The organism is Planomonospora corallina (genome assembly GCF_042650625.1).
GTDB classification, from domain to species: domain Bacteria; phylum Actinomycetota; class Actinomycetes; order Streptosporangiales; family Streptosporangiaceae; genus Planomonospora_B; species Planomonospora_B corallina.
In genome coordinates, this window is the sequence record NZ_JBHSBM010000047.1 from 127,562 (window position 1) to 146,387 (window position 18,826).

Annotated in this window: 15 protein-coding genes and 2 tRNA genes; 9 read left to right on the plus strand and 8 right to left on the minus strand. The window is 70.7% G+C overall.

The window, feature by feature from the left end:
* Positions 1–4: 4 nt before the first annotated feature.
* The 6 genes from ACFOWE_RS30050 to tnpA all read right to left on the minus strand — a co-directional run bounded on the left by ACFOWE_RS30050 (position 5) and on the right by tnpA (position 7,482).
* Positions 5–574: a TIGR03086 family metal-binding protein gene (locus ACFOWE_RS30050; protein WP_377293783.1), complete on the minus strand. Its 570-nt coding sequence runs from the start codon at positions 572–574 to the stop codon at positions 5–7.
* A gap of 250 nt (positions 575–824) precedes the next feature.
* Positions 825–2,600: an ATP-binding SpoIIE family protein phosphatase gene (locus ACFOWE_RS30055; RefSeq protein WP_377293785.1), complete on the minus strand. Its 1,776-nt coding sequence runs from the start codon at positions 2,598–2,600 to the stop codon at positions 825–827.
* Positions 2,597–4,183 carry a phytoene desaturase family protein gene (locus ACFOWE_RS30060; protein ID WP_377293787.1) on the minus strand — a complete coding sequence of 529 codons (1,587 nt, stop codon included), beginning with the start codon at positions 4,181–4,183 and terminating at the stop codon, positions 2,597–2,599. The genes ACFOWE_RS30055 and ACFOWE_RS30060 overlap by 4 nt, the downstream gene beginning before the upstream one ends.
* A gap of 148 nt (positions 4,184–4,331) precedes the next feature.
* On the minus strand, positions 4,332–5,690 hold the full coding sequence (locus ACFOWE_RS30065) for a TrpB-like pyridoxal phosphate-dependent enzyme (protein WP_377293789.1): 1,359 nt from the start codon (positions 5,688–5,690) through the stop codon (positions 4,332–4,334).
* 195 nt (positions 5,691–5,885) lie between these two features.
* On the minus strand, positions 5,886–7,070 hold the full coding sequence (locus tag ACFOWE_RS30070; protein ID WP_377293791.1) for an RNA-guided endonuclease InsQ/TnpB family protein: 1,185 nt from the start codon (positions 7,068–7,070) through the stop codon (positions 5,886–5,888).
* Positions 7,063–7,482 carry an IS200/IS605 family transposase gene (tnpA, locus tag ACFOWE_RS30075; RefSeq protein ID WP_377293793.1) on the minus strand — a complete coding sequence of 140 codons (420 nt, stop codon included), beginning with the start codon at positions 7,480–7,482 and terminating at the stop codon, positions 7,063–7,065. The genes ACFOWE_RS30070 and tnpA overlap by 8 nt, the downstream gene beginning before the upstream one ends.
* Positions 7,483–7,636: 154 nt before the next feature.
* On the opposite strand from tnpA, the gene ACFOWE_RS30080 reads away from it, so the two are divergent.
* The gene (locus tag ACFOWE_RS30080) at positions 7,637–7,807 is read left to right on the plus strand and encodes a hypothetical protein (RefSeq protein ID WP_377293795.1); all 171 of its coding nucleotides are present in this window, start codon (positions 7,637–7,639) and stop codon (positions 7,805–7,807) included.
* A 150-nt stretch (positions 7,808–7,957) separates the two neighbouring features.
* Positions 7,958–8,908 (plus strand): hypothetical protein, encoded by a 951-nt coding sequence (locus ACFOWE_RS30085; RefSeq protein WP_377293797.1) that lies wholly within the window; start codon positions 7,958–7,960, stop codon positions 8,906–8,908.
* Between the two features lie 104 nt (positions 8,909–9,012).
* On the opposite strand, the gene ACFOWE_RS30090 is transcribed toward ACFOWE_RS30085, so the two are convergent.
* Positions 9,013–9,083: transfer RNA gene (locus tag ACFOWE_RS30090), tRNA-Gly, on the minus strand.
* Between the two features lie 89 nt (positions 9,084–9,172).
* Between ACFOWE_RS30090 and ACFOWE_RS30095 the strand changes: the two genes are divergently transcribed.
* Positions 9,173–9,246, plus strand: a tRNA-Pro gene (locus ACFOWE_RS30095).
* A gap of 227 nt (positions 9,247–9,473) precedes the next feature.
* Here the strand turns inward: ACFOWE_RS30095 and ACFOWE_RS30100 are convergent.
* Positions 9,474–9,983 carry an ATP-binding protein gene (locus ACFOWE_RS30100; RefSeq protein WP_377293799.1) on the minus strand — a complete coding sequence of 170 codons (510 nt, stop codon included), beginning with the start codon at positions 9,981–9,983 and terminating at the stop codon, positions 9,474–9,476.
* A gap of 243 nt (positions 9,984–10,226) precedes the next feature.
* Here ACFOWE_RS30100 and ACFOWE_RS30105 point away from each other — a divergent pair, with 243 nt between their 5' ends.
* From ACFOWE_RS30105 to ACFOWE_RS30130, 6 genes are all read left to right on the plus strand, one after another.
* A complete protein-coding gene (locus ACFOWE_RS30105; protein ID WP_377293801.1) occupies positions 10,227–11,093 on the plus strand; it encodes a helix-turn-helix domain-containing protein in 867 nt (288 codons plus the stop codon).
* A gap of 207 nt (positions 11,094–11,300) precedes the next feature.
* Positions 11,301–12,674: a trigger factor gene (gene tig, locus ACFOWE_RS30110; RefSeq protein WP_377293803.1), complete on the plus strand. Its 1,374-nt coding sequence runs from the start codon at positions 11,301–11,303 to the stop codon at positions 12,672–12,674.
* Positions 12,675–12,991: 317 nt separating this feature from the next.
* Positions 12,992–13,636, plus strand: coding sequence for a ClpP family protease (locus tag ACFOWE_RS30115; RefSeq protein WP_377293805.1), 645 nt, complete (start codon positions 12,992–12,994; stop codon positions 13,634–13,636).
* Positions 13,637–13,648: 12 nt separating this feature from the next.
* Complete coding sequence (locus tag ACFOWE_RS30120; RefSeq protein WP_377293807.1) at positions 13,649–14,293, plus strand: ATP-dependent Clp protease proteolytic subunit; 645 nt, start codon at positions 13,649–13,651, stop codon at positions 14,291–14,293.
* 195 nt (positions 14,294–14,488) lie between these two features.
* Positions 14,489–15,766: an ATP-dependent Clp protease ATP-binding subunit ClpX gene (clpX, locus tag ACFOWE_RS30125; protein ID WP_377293809.1), complete on the plus strand. Its 1,278-nt coding sequence runs from the start codon at positions 14,489–14,491 to the stop codon at positions 15,764–15,766.
* Between the two features lie 198 nt (positions 15,767–15,964).
* Positions 15,965–18,550 (plus strand): valine--tRNA ligase, encoded by a 2,586-nt coding sequence (locus tag ACFOWE_RS30130; RefSeq protein WP_377293811.1) that lies wholly within the window; start codon positions 15,965–15,967, stop codon positions 18,548–18,550.
* Positions 18,551–18,826 lie beyond the last annotated feature (276 nt).

Sequence of the window (18,826 nt, forward strand, 5' to 3'; positions counted from 1 at the left end):
GCCGTCAGCCGTCGCGCCCCCAGGCGGCCAGCAGCCGGGCCTGGAGGTCCGTGCCGTCCGGCGCCGGGTGCGGATCCCCGATCACCCCCGCCTGCCGGTAGCCGTCCTCGGCGCCGGCGAACCAGGCCGCGCAGGCCTCGACCAGCTCGGGGTCGAGCCGCTCGTCCGCGCCGATGGCGCGCGCCAGGTCCCAGGTGTGGATGAGGGCGTCGGCGAACAGCTCGGTGATGTACTCGGCGCCGGGCACGTCGCCGAACGGCAGGCGGACGACGCGGGTCAGGGCCCCGTCGTCGCCGGCCGCGGCGGTCGCGGCCGAGACCGAGGCGTCGAACGCCTTCAGCGGATCGTCGCCGAGCAGGTCGCCCTCGAAGGCGGGGCCGACCTCGGCGGCGCTGCGCCCGGCGAGCAGCCCGGGAACGCACAGGCTCTCGTTGACCACGTGGTTGACCAGGGTGCGCACGTCCCAGTCCGCGCAGGGTGTCGGGTTCTCCCACTGGCCGGGTGCGATCCGGTGGACGAGAGCGCCGAAGTCCTCCAGCGCCCGGCGGTAGGCCTCCCGGATGTCGATGGTCATGTGCTGCCCTCCCGAATCATCGATTCGACCGTAACCCGCCGACGGCCAGTAGTCAGTGCGCCTGTTGGACATGACCGGACGGCCCGCGGCGGCGCGGCCCGGCCTCCGGGCGGGAGACGGGGACCGGACGGCGGGCCCGCCGGAGCAGGACCCCCGGGAGGACCCCGAGGACGGAGCGCCCGGGCTCCCCGGGGGAGACACCCGGGGGGACGCGGCGGAGGGCCGGGGGCGCCGGCGGCCTGCCGAGGACTCAGTCCTCCGAGCTCCCCGGCAGCTTCTGCTCCACCCAGACGATCTTGCCCTGCGGCGTCAGGCGGGTGCCCCACCGGTGGGACATCCAGCGGATGAGCGCGAGGCCCCGGCCGCTGTCGTCGGTGCCCGAGGCCTCGCGCACGACCGGCAGCGCGAAGGAGCGGTCGGCCACCTCGCAGACCAGCGTCGGCCCGCGCAGCAGGCGCAGCCCGACCGAGCCCTCGCCGTGCCGGACCGCGTTGGTGACCAGCTCGCTGACCATGAGCTCCGTGGCGTCGACCGCGCCGTCCAGCCCCCAGCCGGAGAGCGTGTCCCGGACGAAGGCGCGGGCCCTGGCCGCCGAGCGGGTGTCCGCGGGCAGCGCCAGCACGGCGACCTCGTTCTCGGACAGCTCGTGCACCCGGGCCAGCAGGAGCGCGGTGTCGTCACGCTCGTGCCCGGGGCGCTGCATGCCGATCGTCAGGTCGCAGAGGTCGTCGAGGCTCTCGTCCGGCCGCGCCCCCCGCTCGGCGAGCAGCCCGCTCAGCGCGCCGATGCCCTCGTCGATGTCGCGCTCGCGGCTCTCCACCAGCCCGTCGGTGTAGAGGGCGAGCAGCCCGCCGGGCGGGAGGGTGAGCGAGACCGTCTCGACCGGGTCGTTGCCGATGCCGAGCGGGAGCCCGGCGGGCACCTCGACGACCTCGGCGCCGCCGTCCGGGTGGATCACGATCGGCGGGACGTGCCCGGCACGGGCGATCGTGCAGAGCCGGGTCACCGGGTCGTAGACGGCGTAGACGCACGTGGCGATCTGGCTGGGGTCCAGGTCCTGGCTCATCCGGTTGAGCCGGAACAGCACCTCGCCGGGACTCAGGTCGAGACTGGCCAGCGTGCGGGCGGCCACCCGGAGCTGGCCCATCGTGGCGGCGGCCCGCGTGCCGTGCCCCATCACGTCGCCGACCACGAGGGCGACCCGGCAGCCCGGCAGCGGGATCACGTCGTACCAGTCACCGCCGACGCCGACCAGGTCGCTCGCCGGCAGGTACCGGGAGGCGATCGACAGCCCCAGCGGCTGGTAGAGCTCCGCCGGGAGCAGGCTGCTCTGCAGGGTCAGAGCGGTACGGCGCTCGTGGCCGTAGAGCCGCGCGTTGTCCAGGCAGATCGCGGTCCTGGCGGCGAGTTCCTCGCCGAGGGCGATGTCCTGCTCCTCGAAGGGGGCGCTCTCCGGCCGCCGGGTGAAGACGACGAAGCCCAGCACCCGGCCGCGCGCCTTCAGCGGCACGACCAGGAACGAGCTGTTCTCCAGGACCCTGGTCACCGAGTCGCGTTGCCAGGAGCGGCCGATCTCCCGCGCGGTGCGGCTGCCCAGCCGGGGGTAGAGGATCGGCTTGCCGGTCTCCATCACCCGGGCGTACGGCGTCCAGTCCTCGTAGACGGTCACCTCGTCCACCGGGAACGCCCGGGCGTACTCGCCCGGCGTGTCGGCGGCCACGCCGACCGCGATGCGGCGCACCAGCGCCGAGCCGTCGGTGCTCCGGTGCGGGAACTCGCCCTCGGTGACGAGCCGGTCCTGGACCAGGATGCCGGCCGCGTCGGCGAAGCGCGGCACCACGACCTCCATCAGCTCCCGGCCCGTCTCGAACATGTCCAGGGTGGTGCCGATCCGCTTGCTCGCGGCGTTGAGCAGCGAGAACCGCTCGTGCATGGAGGCCGGGCTGCCCACCCGGGCCCCGCCCGTCCCGGGGGACCTGGTCACGAGCCGGGAGCGCGCCGCCTCCACCGGGGTGCCGTCGCTCATCCGTCCCACCGGGGCTCGGGGACGGGCGTCCACCACGGGGTGATGCCGAGGTCGGCGGCGATGGCGTTCGCGCCGTTGTAGCCGGGGGCCGCGGAGACCGAGCCGCCGGGATGGCTGCTGGCGCCGCAGAGGTAGAGGCCGGTGACCGGGGTGCGGTACTGGCCCAGCTCGGGCACCGGCCGGTTGCCGCCCAGCTGGGACGGCTCGTACGCGCCGACGTGATGGCTGCCGCGGACCATGTTGACGCAGTGCCGCTCGATGTCGAGCGGGGAGAACACCCGCCGGCCCAGTACGGCGCGCCCGCGCAGGTTGGGCGCGTACTCCGCCCACTCGGCCAGCAGCCGCTCGCCGACCTCCTCCTGCAGCCGGTCCCAGTTGGCCGCGTCGCCGCCGAGGTCGTAGGGGGCCCACGGCCACCAGAACGCCACGTGCTTGCCGTCCGGCGCGTAGGACGGGTCGAACAGCGTGGGGCAGGCGCCGTTGCCCGCCATCCGGTCGGGGAGCCGGCCCTCGTGGATCCGGTCGAAGACACGGCCGAGCTGCTCGCTGTCGTCGGCGCCGATCACGAACAGGAAGGCCCGGTCGACGTCCGGCTCGAACTCCGCCGCCCGATAGCGCGGGGCCTCCTCCAGCGCCAGGTGGAGGGAGACCAGGCTGTGCCCGGCCCACTTGTACCGCTCGACCTTGGCCGCGATCTCCGCGCCGAAGTTCTCCGGGCCCGCCAGCCGTACCGTCTGCGGGGCGTCCACCGCGCTGGCCACGAACCGCCGCGCGGTCAGGATCTCGCCGCCGGCCAGCCGGACGCCGGTGACCCGGCCGTCGTCCACCAGGATCCGCTCGACGTGCCCGCCGGTGACCACCGTGCCGCCGTGCTCCTCGACCACCTTCCGCAGCGCGTGCGCCACGTTGGCCGCGCCGCCCACGGGCAGGCCGAGCCGGGCGATGCGCGAGAGCAGTCGGGGGAAGAACCCGCCGGTGCCCGGGACGTTCTCGATGGAGATCGCGTGCAGGAAGGACTTGAACAGCACCCGCACCTGCTCGCTCTCGAAGTTGCGGTCCACGGCCTCGTAGAGGGAGAGCGGCACGTAGCCGAGCAGGTCACGGCCGAGGTCGCCCCTGAGCCGCTCGGCGAGGGCCTGGGGCGGGAGCGGGCGGGAGTAGAGGAAGCCGTTCATCAGCTCCCGGGCCGCCTCGGCGTAGCGGGCGTGCAGCTCCCGCCAGCGGTCGGCGTCGGTCTTGGAGAAGCGGGCGAAGGACTCGGCGGTCCGCTCGGCGTCGGTGTAGACCGTGATCGCGCGCCCGTCCCGGAAGACGGTGGCGTGCTGGACCTCGGGATAGACGTAGCGCAGGCCGTACCGGTGGAGTTCCAGGTCGGCGGGGACGGGCCCCTCCGCCAGGAAGTGGTAGTTGCTGTGGGTGTTGTGCCGGAAGCCCGGGAGCGTGAGCTCCTGGGTGGAGCACCCGCCGCCGGCCACCTCGTTGCGTTCGACGACCGCGACGGACAGGCCGGCCTTGGCGAGATAGGCGGCGCAGGTGAGCCCGTTGTGCCCGCCGCCGACGACGACGCCGTCGAACTCCGTCACGTGATCCTCCAGTCCGGTCGATCGCTGCACGCCAAGCGTAAAGAACGATCTACGTTGGAGTCCCATCTTTACCGGATAATTCGGCGGATGTCCTGATCTTTGTGGGCTCCCTGCGCCGTGTCCTTTTCTGTCGGTGTCGTGCCCGGTGTCAGGGGAGGGGCAGGCCCTCCAGGGCCGTGTCGATGCGCTCCTGGGGCAGCGCGAAGTCCTCCATCTGCCCGGCCAGGTAGCGGTCGTAGGCGTTCAGGTCGAAGTGCCCGTGCCCGCAGAGCGCGGTCAGGATGACCTTCGGCTCGCCGGTCTCACGGCAGCGCAGCGCCTCGGCGATGGTCTCGGCCAGCGCGTGGGTCGGCTCGGGGGCCGGGACGATGCCCTCGGTCCGGGCGAAGCGCAGCCCCGCCTCGAAGCACTCGGTCTGGCCCTTGGCCACCGCCTCGAACATGCCCAGCTCGTACATGTGCGAGATCAGCGGGGACATGCCGTGGTAACGCAGGCCGCCGGCGTGGATGGGGCCGGGCACGAAGCCGTGGCCGAGCGTGTGCATCTTCATCAGGGGGGTGAGCCCCGCGGAGTCGCCGAAGTCGTAGGCGTAGACGCCCCGGGTGAGCGACGGGCAGGCCTCGGGCTCCACCGCCCGGATCACCGGGTTCATCCGCCCGGCGAGCTTCTCCCTGACGAAGGGGAAGACGAGCCCGCCGAAGTTGGACCCGCCGCCGGTGCAGCCGACGACCAGGTCGGGCACCTCGCCGAAGGCCGCCAGCTGCTCGATCGCCTCCTCCCCGATGACCGTCTGGTGGAGCAGCACGTGGTTGAGCACGCTACCGAGCGCGTAGCGGGTGCCGGGATCGGCCGCGGCGGTCTCGACGGCCTCGCTGATGGCGATGCCCAGGCTGCCCGGCGAGTCCGGGTCCTCGGCCAGGACCTTGCTGCCCGAGACGGTCACCGGGGACGGGCTGGCGTGCACGGTGGCGCCGTACACCCGCATGAGCGAGCGGCGGTGGGGTTTCTGGTCGTAGGAGGCCCGGACCATCCACACCTCGCACTCCAGTCCGTACTGCGCGCAGGCGAAGGCCAGCGACGACCCCCACTGCCCGGCGCCGGTCTCGGTGGTGAGCTTGCGCACGCCCTGACGGGCGTTGTAATAGGCCTGGGGGACGGCGGTGTTCGGCTTGTGGGAGCCGGCGGGCGAGCCGCCCTCGTACTTGTAGTAGATGCGGGCCGGGGTGCCGAGCGCGCGCTCGAGCCGCCGGGCGCGGATGAGCGGAGTCGGCCGCCAGAGCCGGTAGACGTCCCGGACGCTGTCCGGGATCGGGACGAACCGCTCGGTGCTCACCTCCTGGCCGATCAGCTCGTCGGGGAAGAGCGGCGCCAGGTCGTCGGGGCCGACCGGCTGCCGGGTGCCGGGGTGGAGGGGCGGCGGGGGCGGAGCCGGCAGGTCGGCCAGGACGTTGTACCAGGCGCGCGGGATGCGGGACTCGTCGAGCAGCACACGGGTGGCCTCGGTCATCGATCGCCTCCAGGGTTGACTGCCCACAGTGTCGTCCAGCTCACCGCCCGTGGTCCATGGGCTTTCCCCTTCATCCCTTCTGTCGTCCTTCCTGCCCTTCCTTCCGCCGCCCGGGGCGTGTGCCTGGCGGCTCCCGCCTCCCGGGCGTACGGTGAGGACGTGACTCCTCCGCTCCCTAAAGGAAGCGGCTTCTCGCTAGGCCGCTTGCGCAGCCTCGCGAAGGGCAAGCCCTGCCCTCAAGGTGTTGATCGCCGCGTTGACGTCGGCGTGGGCGGCATGCCCGCACGCCGTGCACCGGAACACGGCCCGGGTGAGGCGGTTCTCCTTTGCGACGTGCCCGCATTCAGCGCACGTGCGGGAGGTGTCGGCGGGGTTCACCGCGATCAGTTCGCGACCGGCGCTTTCAGCCTTGTGCGCGAGGACCGTCAGGAACACCCCCCAGCCCGCATCGAGGATCGAACGGTTGAGCCCGGACTTGGCGGCGACGTTGCGCCCGGGTGCTTCGAGGGTGCCGGACGCCGACCGCGTCATGTTCGCGATCCGCAGGTCCTCGTGCACGATCACGTCGTGGCCGCGGACCAGGGCGAGCGCGGCCTTGTGGGCGTAGTCCAGGCGTTGCCTGCGCACCTTGGCGTGCAAGGCCGCGACCCTGGCCACGGCCTTGCGGCGGCGCTCGGACCCTCGCTTCTTGCGGGCGAGGTCGCGCTGCGCGTTTGCGAGGCGGTCGGCGGAGGCGGCCAGGTGACGCGGGTTGCCGATGTGCTCGCCGTCGGAGGTGGTGATCAGGGAGGCGACGCCCATGTCGATCCCGGCGACCGCTCCGGTGGCGGGCAGGGGTTCGGCGGGCACGTCGTCGCACGACAGGATCACGTACCAGCGGGAGCCCTCGCGCTTGACGGCGATCGTCTTGACCCGGCCGCGCACGGGCCGGTGCCGGTGCACGCGCACGTGCCCGACGCCCTGCAGCCGGACGTAGGCGGCGGTGGGGTGGCCGGGCTGGGAGTCCCACCGGCAGCCGTCGCCGTCCTTGGGCCAGGTGACGGTGTCGAACCGGCCGCGCCCCTTGAACCGGGGGAAGCCCGGCGTGCGCCCGGCCTTGACGCGCGCGAAGAACGCGCGAAACGCCGCATCCAGCCGGCGCAGGGTGGCCTGCTGGGAGGAGAACGACCACCGCCCCTGACCGTCCAGATCATCGGCACGGATGTGCTTCAACTCGGCCGACTGGTCGCCGTACCGGACGCTCACACCCGCCTTCGCGTAGGCGGTGCGGCGGTGCTCCAGGGCGGCGTTGTACAGCGCGCGGTGGTCCTCCAGGCACGCCGCGAGCGACGCCGCCTGCTTGCTCGTGGGGCGGAGCAGGAACGTGAACGACCTACGCACGGCCACCGCCTTCGGGCCGCTCGTACCGCGTCTCGATGGAGCGCTGCACCGTCTCGTCCGACACCGCGCCGACCGTGGCCACGAAGGAGGACCGCGACCACAGCGTGGGCAACTGGGAGCGCAGGTGGCCGAACTCTGCGCACAGGTGGTGGGAGGTGAAGCCCTTGAACTGGTCGGCCACATACGACGGCGGGTTCTTCGGGTGGGGATTGACGAGCAGGTGCACGTGGTCCGGCATCACCTCAAGCGCCGCGATCTCCCAGCCGTGCTCGTCGGCCTTGGTACGGATCGACTCCTCCGGGCGGTCCTTCACCCGGCCGCCGAGGACCGGGCGGCGATACTCCGGGCACCACGCCCCGTAGTACCCGAGGTCGTACGCCGCACCGGGAGAAGCGCGTACCTGACGAGTCACGCGATCATTATCGCTGTGTCGCCCATCTGATATTCGACGAACGGAGATCTCTGATGCGCAGACCAAGCGGGTCACTGCACGCTCGGGCCTTGGCGGCCCTCCCGCTCCCGATTCCCCCGTCGCCTGAAGGTGACGGTCCCCTGGGGAGACGGTGATGGAGCATGCAGACCCCGAGGGCCGCGGGGCCAGGGACTGGCGGCGCCTGCCGGAGCGGGTGGCGCCCGAGGAGATGGTCGAGATGTGCGCTGCGGAGGAGGTGCCGGACAGCGCGTTCGTCGAGGACCTCCGCTTCAAGGAGTGGCTGAGGGGCCCTGCGAGCGGCTAATCCAGCCGAGCGGCGGCGGAGCCGCACGGGAGGGCGGCCCCGCGCCGGGACGGGGCACGAGGGCGGGCGCCGCGGGGGAAGATCGGGTTTTGTCGGCCGGAGCGGTTACCGTCTGCAGTCCCGTGGTGGATCCCGGAAGGAGGAGGACGCGTGGCCGAGGTGCTCCGGAGGTTCCAGGAGACGTTCCGGGTGGAGCACGGGTGCTTCGAGCTGGGAGATCCGTGGCTGTCCCTGGACGGTGCGTGGACGCATGACGGCCGCCTGGAGACCCAGTCGAGCTGGGTCCGCGTCGGATGCGACGTCTCCTACGGCGGCGCCGACGTCCGGATGGAGAGCTGGGACGCCGAACCACCGCCCGCCGGCGCCCCGTGGGTCGAGGCCGGAGAGGTCGCCTACCTCAGCGGGACGGGGATCGTGGAGCTGTCCCAAGAGGGGAACCGCTCCTTCGACCGGCTCGTGCTGGGGCCGTCGCACTTCCTGTACGGCCTGCGCGCCCACCGGGTCCCGTCCGCGCGCGACAGAGACCACGAGTTCTGGGAGGACCCGCGCACCGAGCACGTGCTGCTGCGTTTCTGGCCGATCCGGGACGTCTTCGACCCGGTCCTCCACGCCCGGCCGGATTCGTGGGAGGGAAGGCGGCCCCCGCCCGAGCCGTCACCGTACCGCCCCTCCGCGGACTGGCCGACGCTGCGCCCCCGGCCCGCCGCGTCGCCCGGTGGGAGCGGACCGGCCGCGGGTGCGGCCGATGATCCGTACCGACGCCGGAAGGACGCTGAGCGCAGGGTGCGGCTGCGGATCGCCGGGGAGCTCAATCCCGGCGGAGCGCCCACCTTCTCGATCCCCAGGCGGGATCTGGCCGCTCCATGGACGGCGGCTCCCGGGCTGACCGGTCGCGTGCGGCAGTGGCAGGCGGACCCGTGCGGCGGGAGCGATGATCCCATCGCCGATCGGCGGGACGTCTCCCGGGGGCGGGCACCGGTCTCCGCGGTCGTGACCGTCCTCGACGAGGAGGACGACTTCCTGACGGTCCGCGACGCGACCGCCGCCGAAGCGGCCCGGGTGATCGCCGCGGAGCAGACCTGGGGACGGCCGGGGCGGTGAGCCGCGGGTCCGGATCCCGCCGCCCCGGCACGATCGGGGCCCGGCTCCTGAAAGCCGGAGGGCCAGGTCACCGGATGACCGGTGACCTGGCCCTTCGTCATGCGAGCGGACGACGGGAATCGAACCCGCGTAGCCAGTTTGGAAGACTGGGGCTCTACCATTGAGCTACGTCCGCGCGATCCGGTGTTTGTCTGGTCTAGACTTCATCCGGTCGTCAGGGCGTAATCGTACCGGAGATCCGGAGCGTGCGCGTACCCGACGTCACGGGGTGTGGCGCAGCTTGGTAGCGCACCTGCTTTGGGAGCAGGGGGCCGCAGGTTCAAATCCTGTCACCCCGACACGATCGGAGCCCGGCTCCGGCGTGGCGGAACCGGAAGCCGTCGGGCCGGCTCCCGCCCGCACGTGCTCCCGGCTTCTCCGGATCCCCACCGGCTCCGCCGCGCCCGCGTATGAACGCGTATGAAGCCGTACCGGAGCGTGCCGGCGTGTGAACGCCCGCGATGGACCGCGACGGACCGCGATGGACCGCGATGGACAGGGCCGAGCCGCGCTCCGCGCCGGGAGGTCAGTCGGAGTCGCCGAAGAGGGCCCAGACGGCCTTGCCGCCCCGGTTCAGGTGGTCCCAGCCCCAGGAGCGGCTGTAGGTCTCCACGATGTAGAGCCCCCGGCCGTTCTCCGAGGTGAAGTCGGGCTCCTTGGGAGTGGGCGGGGTGTCGCTCGGGTCGGCCACGGCGAGGAGCACGTGCGGGGCGATCCGCAACAGCATCAGGGTGATCGGCGCGGTCTCGTCCTGGCTGGGCGGGCACAGGGAGTAGCGCACCGCGTTGGTCACCAGTTCCGAAACCACTAACGCGGCGTCATCGCTGAACTCGGACAGGCCCCAGTCGTCCAGCGTGGAGCGGGTCACGTCCCGGGCCGTCTTGACCGAGTCCGCCTGGCGGGGGAGCGGGCAGGCCGTGGCGTCCGACCGGCCGGCCTCCAGAAGCTCGTCGAAACCGATCCCGCGGGTCGCCTGCAGGAAACCGGCGGCCGACTTCGGCTCCTCCACCATCCTGCCCGTGCTTCCCGCTGTCATCGTGAGCTCTCCGTGCGGTTGCGAACTTTCAAAGCTTGTGCACTATAAGCCCAATATGCACCAAGCCATCATGGGTCACGGAGACGCCCCCTGCAAGAGCTGAATGCACGTGCAGTTGCAGCGTGCAGCGGCATGGGCGTTTACGGTCGGGGACGGCCCGATAGGACACGGAGACGAGCCCTTGTCACGGCGGCCGGAAGTCGTGACACTGTGTGCGCCGGTCGAAGTGAATAGGGAGGCGAAGTGACGCAGATCCAGCAGGGGTCGGGTCCCACAGCGCTGCGCATCCTCCTGGGCTCACAACTGCGCCGGCTCCGCGAGGCCAGAGGCCTCACGCGGGAGGAGGCCGGTCACCTGATCCGCGGCTCCGAATCCAAGATCAGCCGGATGGAGCTCGGCCGGGTCGGCCTCAGGGAGCGCGACGTCGCCGACCTGCTCACCTTCTACGGCGTGGAGGACGAGGAGGCGAGGGCGGCCGTGATGGACCTGCTTGCCAGAGCGAACGAGCCCGGATGGTGGCACCGCTTCAACGACCTGCTGCCCGGCTGGTTCCAGACCTACGTGGGCCTGGAGGAGGCGGCCTCCCGGATCCGGACCTACGAGGTGCAGTTCGTGCCGGGGCTGCTCCAGACCAGGGAGTACGCCCGGGCCGTGATCACCGCCGGGAGCGCGGGGATCGCTCCCGAGGAGATCGCGCGCCGCGTGGACCTGCGCATGGAGCGCCAGCACGTGCTGGAGCGGTCCGACGGGCCGTTCCTCTGGGCGGTCATCGACGAGGCGGCGCTGCGGCGCCCCATCGGCGGGGCCGAGGTGATGCGGGCGCAGCTGGAGCACCTGATGGATCTGATGCACCGGCCCGACATCACGATCCAGGTGATGCCCTTCAGCTACGGCGGGCACAGCGCGGAGGGCGGCGCCTTCAGCATCCTGCGCTTCCACGACGAGGAGCTCCCCGACGTCGTCTACGTCGAGCAGCTCGCCAGCGCGCTCTACCTCGACAAGCGCGAGGACGTCGACCGCTACGGCGCGGTCATGGAGCGCCTTTGCGCGGTGAGCACCACGCCGGACGAGACGGTCGACCTCCTCAAGCGTGTCATCAAGGAGATCTGATCCGCGCCGTTCGCTGCGCGGTGCGGGTCTGCCCTAGACTGACCTGTGGCGCTGGACACCCGCCGCGCTCGCGCATGCCCCGACAGTGCATGCCCTGACGGCAGGGTCCGGTGCCGCTCATGTGGGCGCGGCGCGCGAGCTTGCCGCGGTAGCCGTACGAATTGGCGCGCCCGCGATCACTCGAAGCTTGATCAAGGAGACCACCCCGTGAAGACCGCTGTCGAGGAGCTCAGCCCGACCCGGGTCAAGCTCACTGTCGAGGTGCCGTTCGAGGAGCTCGGCGAGAGCATGCAGGCGGCGTACAAGAAGGTCGCGCAGCAGGTGCGCGTCCCCGGCTTCCGCCCCGGCAAGGTTCCGGCCCGTATCATCGAGCAGCGCTTCGGCCGCGCGGTGGTGCTGGAGGAGACCCTCAACGACGCGGTGCCGAAGCTGTACGGCCAGGCCGTCGACGAGAGCGACATCTTCCCGGTCAGCCAGCCGGAGATCGAAGTCACCAAGATCGAGGACGGCGAGCAGGTCGAGTTCACCGCCGAGGTGGACATCCGCCCGAACTTCGAGGTGCCCGACTACCAGGGCCTCGAGGTCACCGTCCCGGTCGCCGAGGTGACCGACGAGGACATCGACACCCAGCTGAACGCCCTGCGCCAGCGTTTCGCGACGCTGACCGGTGTCGAGCGGCCCGCGGCGAGCGGCGACTTCGTCGTCATGGACCTCGCCGCCGCGATCGACGGCGTGAACATCGAGGAGCAGCAGGCCAACGACGTCTCCTACGAGGTCGGCGCCGGCTCGGTGCTGCAGGGCCTGGACGACGCCCTGGCCGGCATGTCCGCCGGTGACGTCAAGGAGTTCACCACCAACCTGGTCGGCGGCGAGAACGCCGGCGAGGAGGCCGTGGTGACCATCACCATCAAGAGCGTCAAGGAGAAGGTCCTCCCCGAGCTCGACGACGAGTTCGCGCAGCTGGCGAGCGAGTTCGACACGCTCGACGAGCTCAAGGAGAGCCTGCGCGGCCAGATCCGCCGCAACAAGGTCATCGACCAGGTCGTGCAGGCCCGCGAGAACGCCCTCGACGCCCTGCTGGACAAGATCGACATCCCGCTCCCGGAGAGCGCGCTCAAGGTCGAGATCGACAGCCGCAAGCACAACCTCGAGCACCAGATCGCCGAGAGCGGCCTGAGCAAGGAGGCGTTCTTCCGCCTCTACCAGACCACCGAGGAGGAGCGCGAGGCCGAGATCGAGAAGAGCTCGGCCAAGGCGCTCAAGACCGGCTTCGTCCTCGACAAGATCGTCAAGGCCGAGGAGCTCGGTGTCAGCGAGCAGGAGCTGACCAACTTCGTGGTGCGGCGCGCCATGCAGATGAACGTCGCCCCGAACGTGCTGGCCCAGCACCTGGCCGACAACGACCAGCTCACCCTGGCCATGGTCGAGATCGTCCGCGACAAGGCCAAGACCGTCATCGGCGACGCCGCGAAGGTCGTCGACGAGGCGGGCAACGAGGTGGACCTCAAGGCCCTCTACACCGAGATCAACGGTGAGGAGGCCGCCGAGGAGCCCGCGGCCGAGGAGAAGGCCGCGGAGTAGCCCTCGCGGCCCCGCAGGAAGACGTCACCCGTACCGCCCCCCGCCGTGCGCCGCACAGCGGGGGGCGGTGCGTTTTCCCGTGGAAGGCCCCGCCCGACGGCCGGGGCCTTCCACGGCCTCATGGGCCTTCTGAGCCCTCTGTGGCCTTGCGCGCCCTTCCACGGCGCCGCCGTACCGCCCCCCCGGCGGGCCCGCGGAGCGGCCCGCCCGACATGCGCTGTCGGCGAACAGCACGTGGAGGGGGCATGTCCGGTGGGCACCGCGCGTTAAGGTCACAAGCAAAGCCAATCGATTACGACGCATCGGAAGGTGACGCTGTGACCAGCCCGCCGACCTTCTACCAGCCGACCGGCTCCGGGCCCGAGTCCATGAGCCAGCCGAACGCCTCGTTCAGGCTCGAAGACCAGCTCTACCAGCGGCTGCTGCGCGAGCGCATCATCGTGCTGGGCACCCAGGTCAACGACGAGATCGCCAACCGAATCTGTGCCGAGCTGCTCCTGCTGGCGGCGGACGACGCCGACCGGGACATCTGGCTCTACATCAACTCGCCTGGCGGGTCGGTGACCGCCGGCATGGCGATTTACGACATGATGGAATACGTGCCGAACGACGTGTGCACGGTCGCGATGGGTCTGGCCGCCTCCATGGGCCAGTTCCTCCTCTGCGCCGGAGCGCGGGGCAAGCGCTACGCCCTGCCGCACGCCCGCATCATGATGCACCAGCCGTCCGGCGGCATCGGCGGCACCGCCGCCGACATCGCCATCCAGGCCGAGCAGATGCTCTACGTCAAGAAGACCCTTGCCGAGCGCATCGCCTACCACACCGGCCAGGAGCTGGCGCAGATCGAGGCGGACTCCGACCGCGACCGCTGGTTCACGGCCGAGGAGGCCAAGGACTACGGCTTCATCGACCACGTCGTCCGGAGCGCCCGCCAGGTGCCCTCCGAGGGCGCCGTCTCCTAAGGAGGACACAACGTGAGTGAGTTGATCCGGCCGGGAGACATCAACGGCCGCTACGTTCTCCCCTCCTTCGTCGAGCGCACGTCGTACGGCGTCAAGGAGATGAACCCGTACAACAAGCTGTTCGAGGACCGCATCATCTTCCTCGGCGTGCAGATCGACGACGCCTCCGCCAACGACGTCATGGCGCAGCTGCTGACGCTGGAGTCGCTCGATCCCGACCGTGACATCAGCATCTACATCAACTCGCCGGGCGGCTCGTTCACCGCCATGACGGCGATCTACGACACGATGCAGTTCGTCCGGCCGGACATCCAGACGGTCTGCCTGGGCCAGGCGGCCTCGGCCGCGGCGGTCCTGCTGGCCGGCGGCACGCCGGGCAAGCGGTTCGCCCTGCCGAACGCCCGCATGCTCATCCACCAGCCCTCCACCGAGGGCGGCGGCCAGGGCAGCGACATCGAGATCCAGGCGCGCGAGATCCTGCGGATGCGCGCTCTCCTGGAGTCGATCGTGGGCAAGCACTCGGGGCGCTCCCCCGAGCAGGTCCGCAAGGACATCGAGCGCGACAAGATCCTGGACGCCGAGGAAGCCAAGGCGTACGGGCTGATCGACGACATCATCCCGTCGCGTAAGAAGCTCGCCAAGGCCGTCGCCTCCTGAGGGAGGTAGATTGCATCGGAACGGTGCCCAATTGGGCACCTTCCGGTGCGACTCGCCGCCAGGGGGCTCACTGAGGGCTCGGGAGACGGTAACGTCGAAACCTGAGCGGGATGACTCTTCGTACCGGGCTGGACCGGTCTCGAAAGAAGACGGACCGCGGCAGCCAGAGCGGTCCCACGCAAAGGAGTATCAGGGGTGGCACGCATCGGCGACGGGGGAGACCTGCTGAAGTGCTCTTTCTGCGGGAAGAGCCAGAAGCAAGTCAAGAAGCTCATCGCCGGACCCGGCGTATACATCTGCGATGAGTGCATCGATCTCTGCAACGAGATCATCGAGGAGGAGCTCAGCGAGTCCTCCGAGCTCAAGTGGGACAGCCTGCCCAAGCCGAGGGAGATCTACGAGTTCCTCGACGCCTACGTCATCGGGCAGGACAAGGCGAAGAAGGCCCTGTCCGTGGCGGTCTACAACCACTACAAGCGGGTGCAGTCCGGAGAGCGCGGGCGTGACGACGGCCTCGAGCTGGCCAAGTCGAACATCCTGCTCCTGGGCCCGACCGGTTCCGGCAAGACACTGCTCGCCCAGACGCTGGCGAAGATGCTGAACGTGCCGTTCGCCATCGCCGACGCCACCGCGCTGACGGAGGCGGGCTACGTGGGCGAGGACGTCGAGAACATCCTGCTCAAGCTGATCCAGGCCGCCGACTACGACGTCAAGAAGGCCGAGACCGGCATCATCTACATCGACGAGGTCGACAAGATCGCCCGAAAGAGCGAGAACCCGTCGATCACCAGGGACGTCTCCGGCGAGGGCGTGCAGCAGGCCCTGCTGAAGATACTGGAGGGCACCACGGCGAGCGTGCCGCCGCAGGGCGGGCGCAAGCACCCGCACCAGGAGTTCATCCAGATCGACACCACCAACGTGCTGTTCATCTGCGGTGGCGCCTTCGCGGGCCTGGAGAAGATCATCGAGTCCCGGATCGGCAAGAAGGGCATCGGCTTCAACGCCATCATCCGGTCCAAGGAGGACATCGACACCTCCGACATCTTCGGCGACGTGATGCCCGAGGACCTGCTGAAGTTCGGCATGATCCCCGAGTTCGTCGGCCGTCTGCCGGTCATCACGAGCGTGCACAACCTCGACCGCGCGGCGCTCATCCAGATTCTCACCGAGCCGCGCAACGCCCTCGTCAAGCAGTACCGCCGCCTCTTCGAGCTCGACAACGTCGAGCTGGAGTTCACGGCCGACGCGCTGGAGGCCATCGCCGACCAGGCGATCCTGCGCGGCACCGGCGCCCGCGGTCTGCGGGCCATCCTCGAGGAGGTCCTGCTCTCGGTGATGTACGAGGTGCCCTCCCGCGAGGACGTGGCCCGCGTCGTCATCACCCGCGAGTCGGTGCTCGAGCACGTCAATCCGACGCTCGTCCCGCGCGACCAGCTCAACAAGCAGCGGACCCCGCGCGAGAAGTCGGCCTAGACCCGGCCCGACCCCGTACGGCCGGCGCCCCCCCGGACACTCCGCGGGGGCGCCGCCGTGTCCGGTGCGCCCGCGAGAGGCGGCCCCTTCCGGCAGCGGGGGACCCGCCCGGAACCGGCGCGGGCCACCCCGGCGGATCGACCGGCGACGCGCAACGGACCGGGCGATGGGACGGCGCCCGTCCGGACGTCCCTAGAATTGGGCACCGTGACGACGCCAGAGCTGCCTACCCAGTACACGCCCGCCGATGTGGAGACCCGGAGCTACGAGCGCTGGGTATCGGGGGGATACTTCGCCGCGGACCCGAGCAGCGAGCGCGAGCCGTACACCATCGTCCTGCCGCCGCCGAACGTGACCGGTGTCCTGCACATGGGGCACGCGCTCGACCACTCGATCCAGGACGCGCTGACCCGCCGCGCCCGCATGCGCGGCCACGAGACGCTCTGGCTGCCAGGCATGGACCACGCCGGCATCGCCACCCAGAACGTCGTCGAGCGCGAGATCGCCAAGGACGGGCTCTCCCGCCACGACCTGGGACGCGAGGCGTTCGTCGAGCGGGTCTGGCAGTGGAAGGAGGAGTCCGGCGGCCGGATCCTCGGCCAGATGAGGAAGCTCGGCGACGGCGTCGACTGGTCGCGCGAGCGCTTCACCATGGACCCCGGACTCTCCCGCGCCGTTCAGACGATCTTCAAGCGGCTCTTCGACGACGGGCTCATCTACCGGGCCGAACGCATCATCAACTGGTGCCCGCGCTGCCTGACCGCTCTGTCGGACATCGAGGTCGAGCACAGCGAGGACGAGGGCGAGCTCGTCTCGATCCGGTACGGCGACGGCGAGGACTCCATCGTGGTCGCCACCACGCGGGCGGAGACGCTGCTCGGCGACACCGCCGTGGCGGTGCACCCGTCCGACGAGCGCTACGCCCACCTGGTCGGGCGCGAGGTGGAGCTCCCGCTGACCGGCCGGCGCATCCCGGTCGTGGCGGACGAGCACGTCGACCCCGCTTTCGGCACCGGCGCGGTCAAGGTCACCCCCGCCCACGACCCGAACGACTTCGAGATCGGCCGGCGGCACTCGCTGCCCTCCATGACGATCATGGACGAGCGCGGAGTGATCACCGCGCACGGCCCGTTCGAGGGGCTCGACCGGTTCGAGGCCCGCCCCGCGGTGGTCGCCGCCCTGCGGGAGCAGGGCCGGATCGTCGCGGAGAAGCGCCCCTACCTCCACTCGGTCGGCCACTGCTCGCGCTGCAAGACCGTGGTCGAGCCCCGCCTCTCGCTCCAGTGGTTCGTGAACGTCTCGCCGCTGGCCAAGGCCGCCGGTGACGCGGTCCGGGACGGCCGGACGAAGATCCACCCGCCGGAGCTGGCCAAGCGCTACTTCGACTGGGTCGACGACATGCACGACTGGTGCATCTCGCGGCAGCTGTGGTGGGGACACCGCATCCCCGTCTGGTACGGCCCGGACGGCGAGGTCGTCTGCGTGGGCCCGGACGAGGAGGCGCCCGAGGGCTACGTCCAGGACCCCGACGTCCTCGACACGTGGTTCTCCTCGGGGCTGTGGCCCTTCTCGACCCTGGGCTGGCCGGAGCGCACGCCCGAGCTGGAGAAGTTCTACCCGACCTCGGTCCTGGTGACGGGCTACGACATCCTGTTCTTCTGGGTCGCCCGGATGATGATGTTCGGCCTGTACGCCATGGACGGCCGGCCGCCGTTCCGGACCGTCGCGCTGCACGGCATGGTCCGCGACCAGTTCGGCAAGAAGATGTCCAAGTCCTTCGGGAACGTCGTGGACCCGATGGACTGGGTGGAGCGCTTCGGCGCCGACGCCACCCGCTTCACGCTGCTGCGCGGCTCCAACCCGGGGTCCGACGTGGCGATCAGCGACGAGTGGGCGGGCGGCTCCCGGAACTTCTGCAACAAGATCTGGAACGCGACCCGCTTCGCCCTCATGAACGGAGCCGCGGTCGGCGAGCTCCCCGTGGAGGAGCTCACCGCGGCGGACCGGTGGATCCTCTCCCGTCTACAGACGATCACGGCGGCGGTGGACGAGGCGTTCGAGGAGTTCGAGTTCGCCAAGGTCTCGGACCTGCTCTACCACTTCGCGTGGGACGAGGTCTGCGACTGGTACGTGGAGCTCGCCAAGATCCAGCTCGCGGCCGGTCAGGAGCACACCCGGCTGGTCCTCGGGCACGTCTTCGACTCGTTGCTGCGCCTGCTCCACCCGCTGGTCCCGTTCGTCACCGAGGAGTTGTGGCGGGCGGTCACGGGTGGGGAGAGCATCGTGGTCGCACCGTGGCCCACGGTCCAGGACCCTCTGCGCGACCCCTCGGCCGAGGAGGAGATCCTCGCGCTCCAGGGACTGGTCACCGAGGTCCGCAGATTCCGCTCGGACCAGGGTCTCAAGCCCGGCCAGCGGGTCGCCGCGCGTCTCTCGCTGGAGGGCACGGCCCTGGCTCCGCACGAGAGCGCGATCCGGGCGCTGCTCCGGCTGGATGCGCCGTCGGAGTCGTTCTCGGCGACCGCCCGCCTGGATGTGGGCGGGATCGTCGTGGAGATCGACACGGCGGGGACCATCGACGTGGCCGCAGAGCGCAAGCGCCTGGAGAAGGACCTCGCGGTGGCGCGCAAGGAGGCGGCGCAGGTCGCGGCCAAGCTCGGGAACGAGCAGTTCATGGCGAAGGCCCCCCAGGACGTGGTGCGCAAGGTCAGGGCACGTGCCGACCAGGCCGAGCAGGACATCGCCCGGCTGACCGCCCAGCTGGACGCGCTGCCGGCGGGCTGACGCTGACCGTGGCACGGTGAGGACGCGGGGAGTGGTTGACCCCGCGTCCTCGTGTTTGGGGGTTCCTGGTTCCGGGAAGACCCAGTTGTTACTCGGAACGTGGTCAGGGCGGTCTCCGGGACTGCTAATGTTGTCTCTCGCAGGGCGAGCCCCTGCGAACCCCTCTCGCGAACTCCCGGCAAATCGGGCGGGTCCACACGATTGGACACGAACGGGATGTTGGAGTAAGTTTGAAGGGTTGCTCCGGAGACGGAGCGGTTCCGGTCGGACCGGGAT

Excerpts from the sequence above, each read along its gene's own strand:
- ACFOWE_RS30050 (WP_377293783.1), bottom strand. The coding sequence starts at position 574 with ATGACCATCGACATCCGGGAGGCCTACCGCCGGGCGCTGGAGGACTTC.
- ACFOWE_RS30055 (WP_377293785.1), bottom strand. The coding sequence starts at position 2,600 with ATGAGCGACGGCACCCCGGTGGAGGCGGCGCGCTCCCGGCTCGTGACC.
- ACFOWE_RS30065 (WP_377293789.1), bottom strand. The coding sequence starts at position 5,690 with ATGACCGAGGCCACCCGTGTGCTGCTCGACGAGTCCCGCATCCCGCGC.
- ACFOWE_RS30080 (WP_377293795.1), top strand. The coding sequence starts at position 7,637 with ATGGAGCATGCAGACCCCGAGGGCCGCGGGGCCAGGGACTGGCGGCGC.
- ACFOWE_RS30100 (WP_377293799.1), bottom strand. The coding sequence starts at position 9,983 with ATGACAGCGGGAAGCACGGGCAGGATGGTGGAGGAGCCGAAGTCGGCC.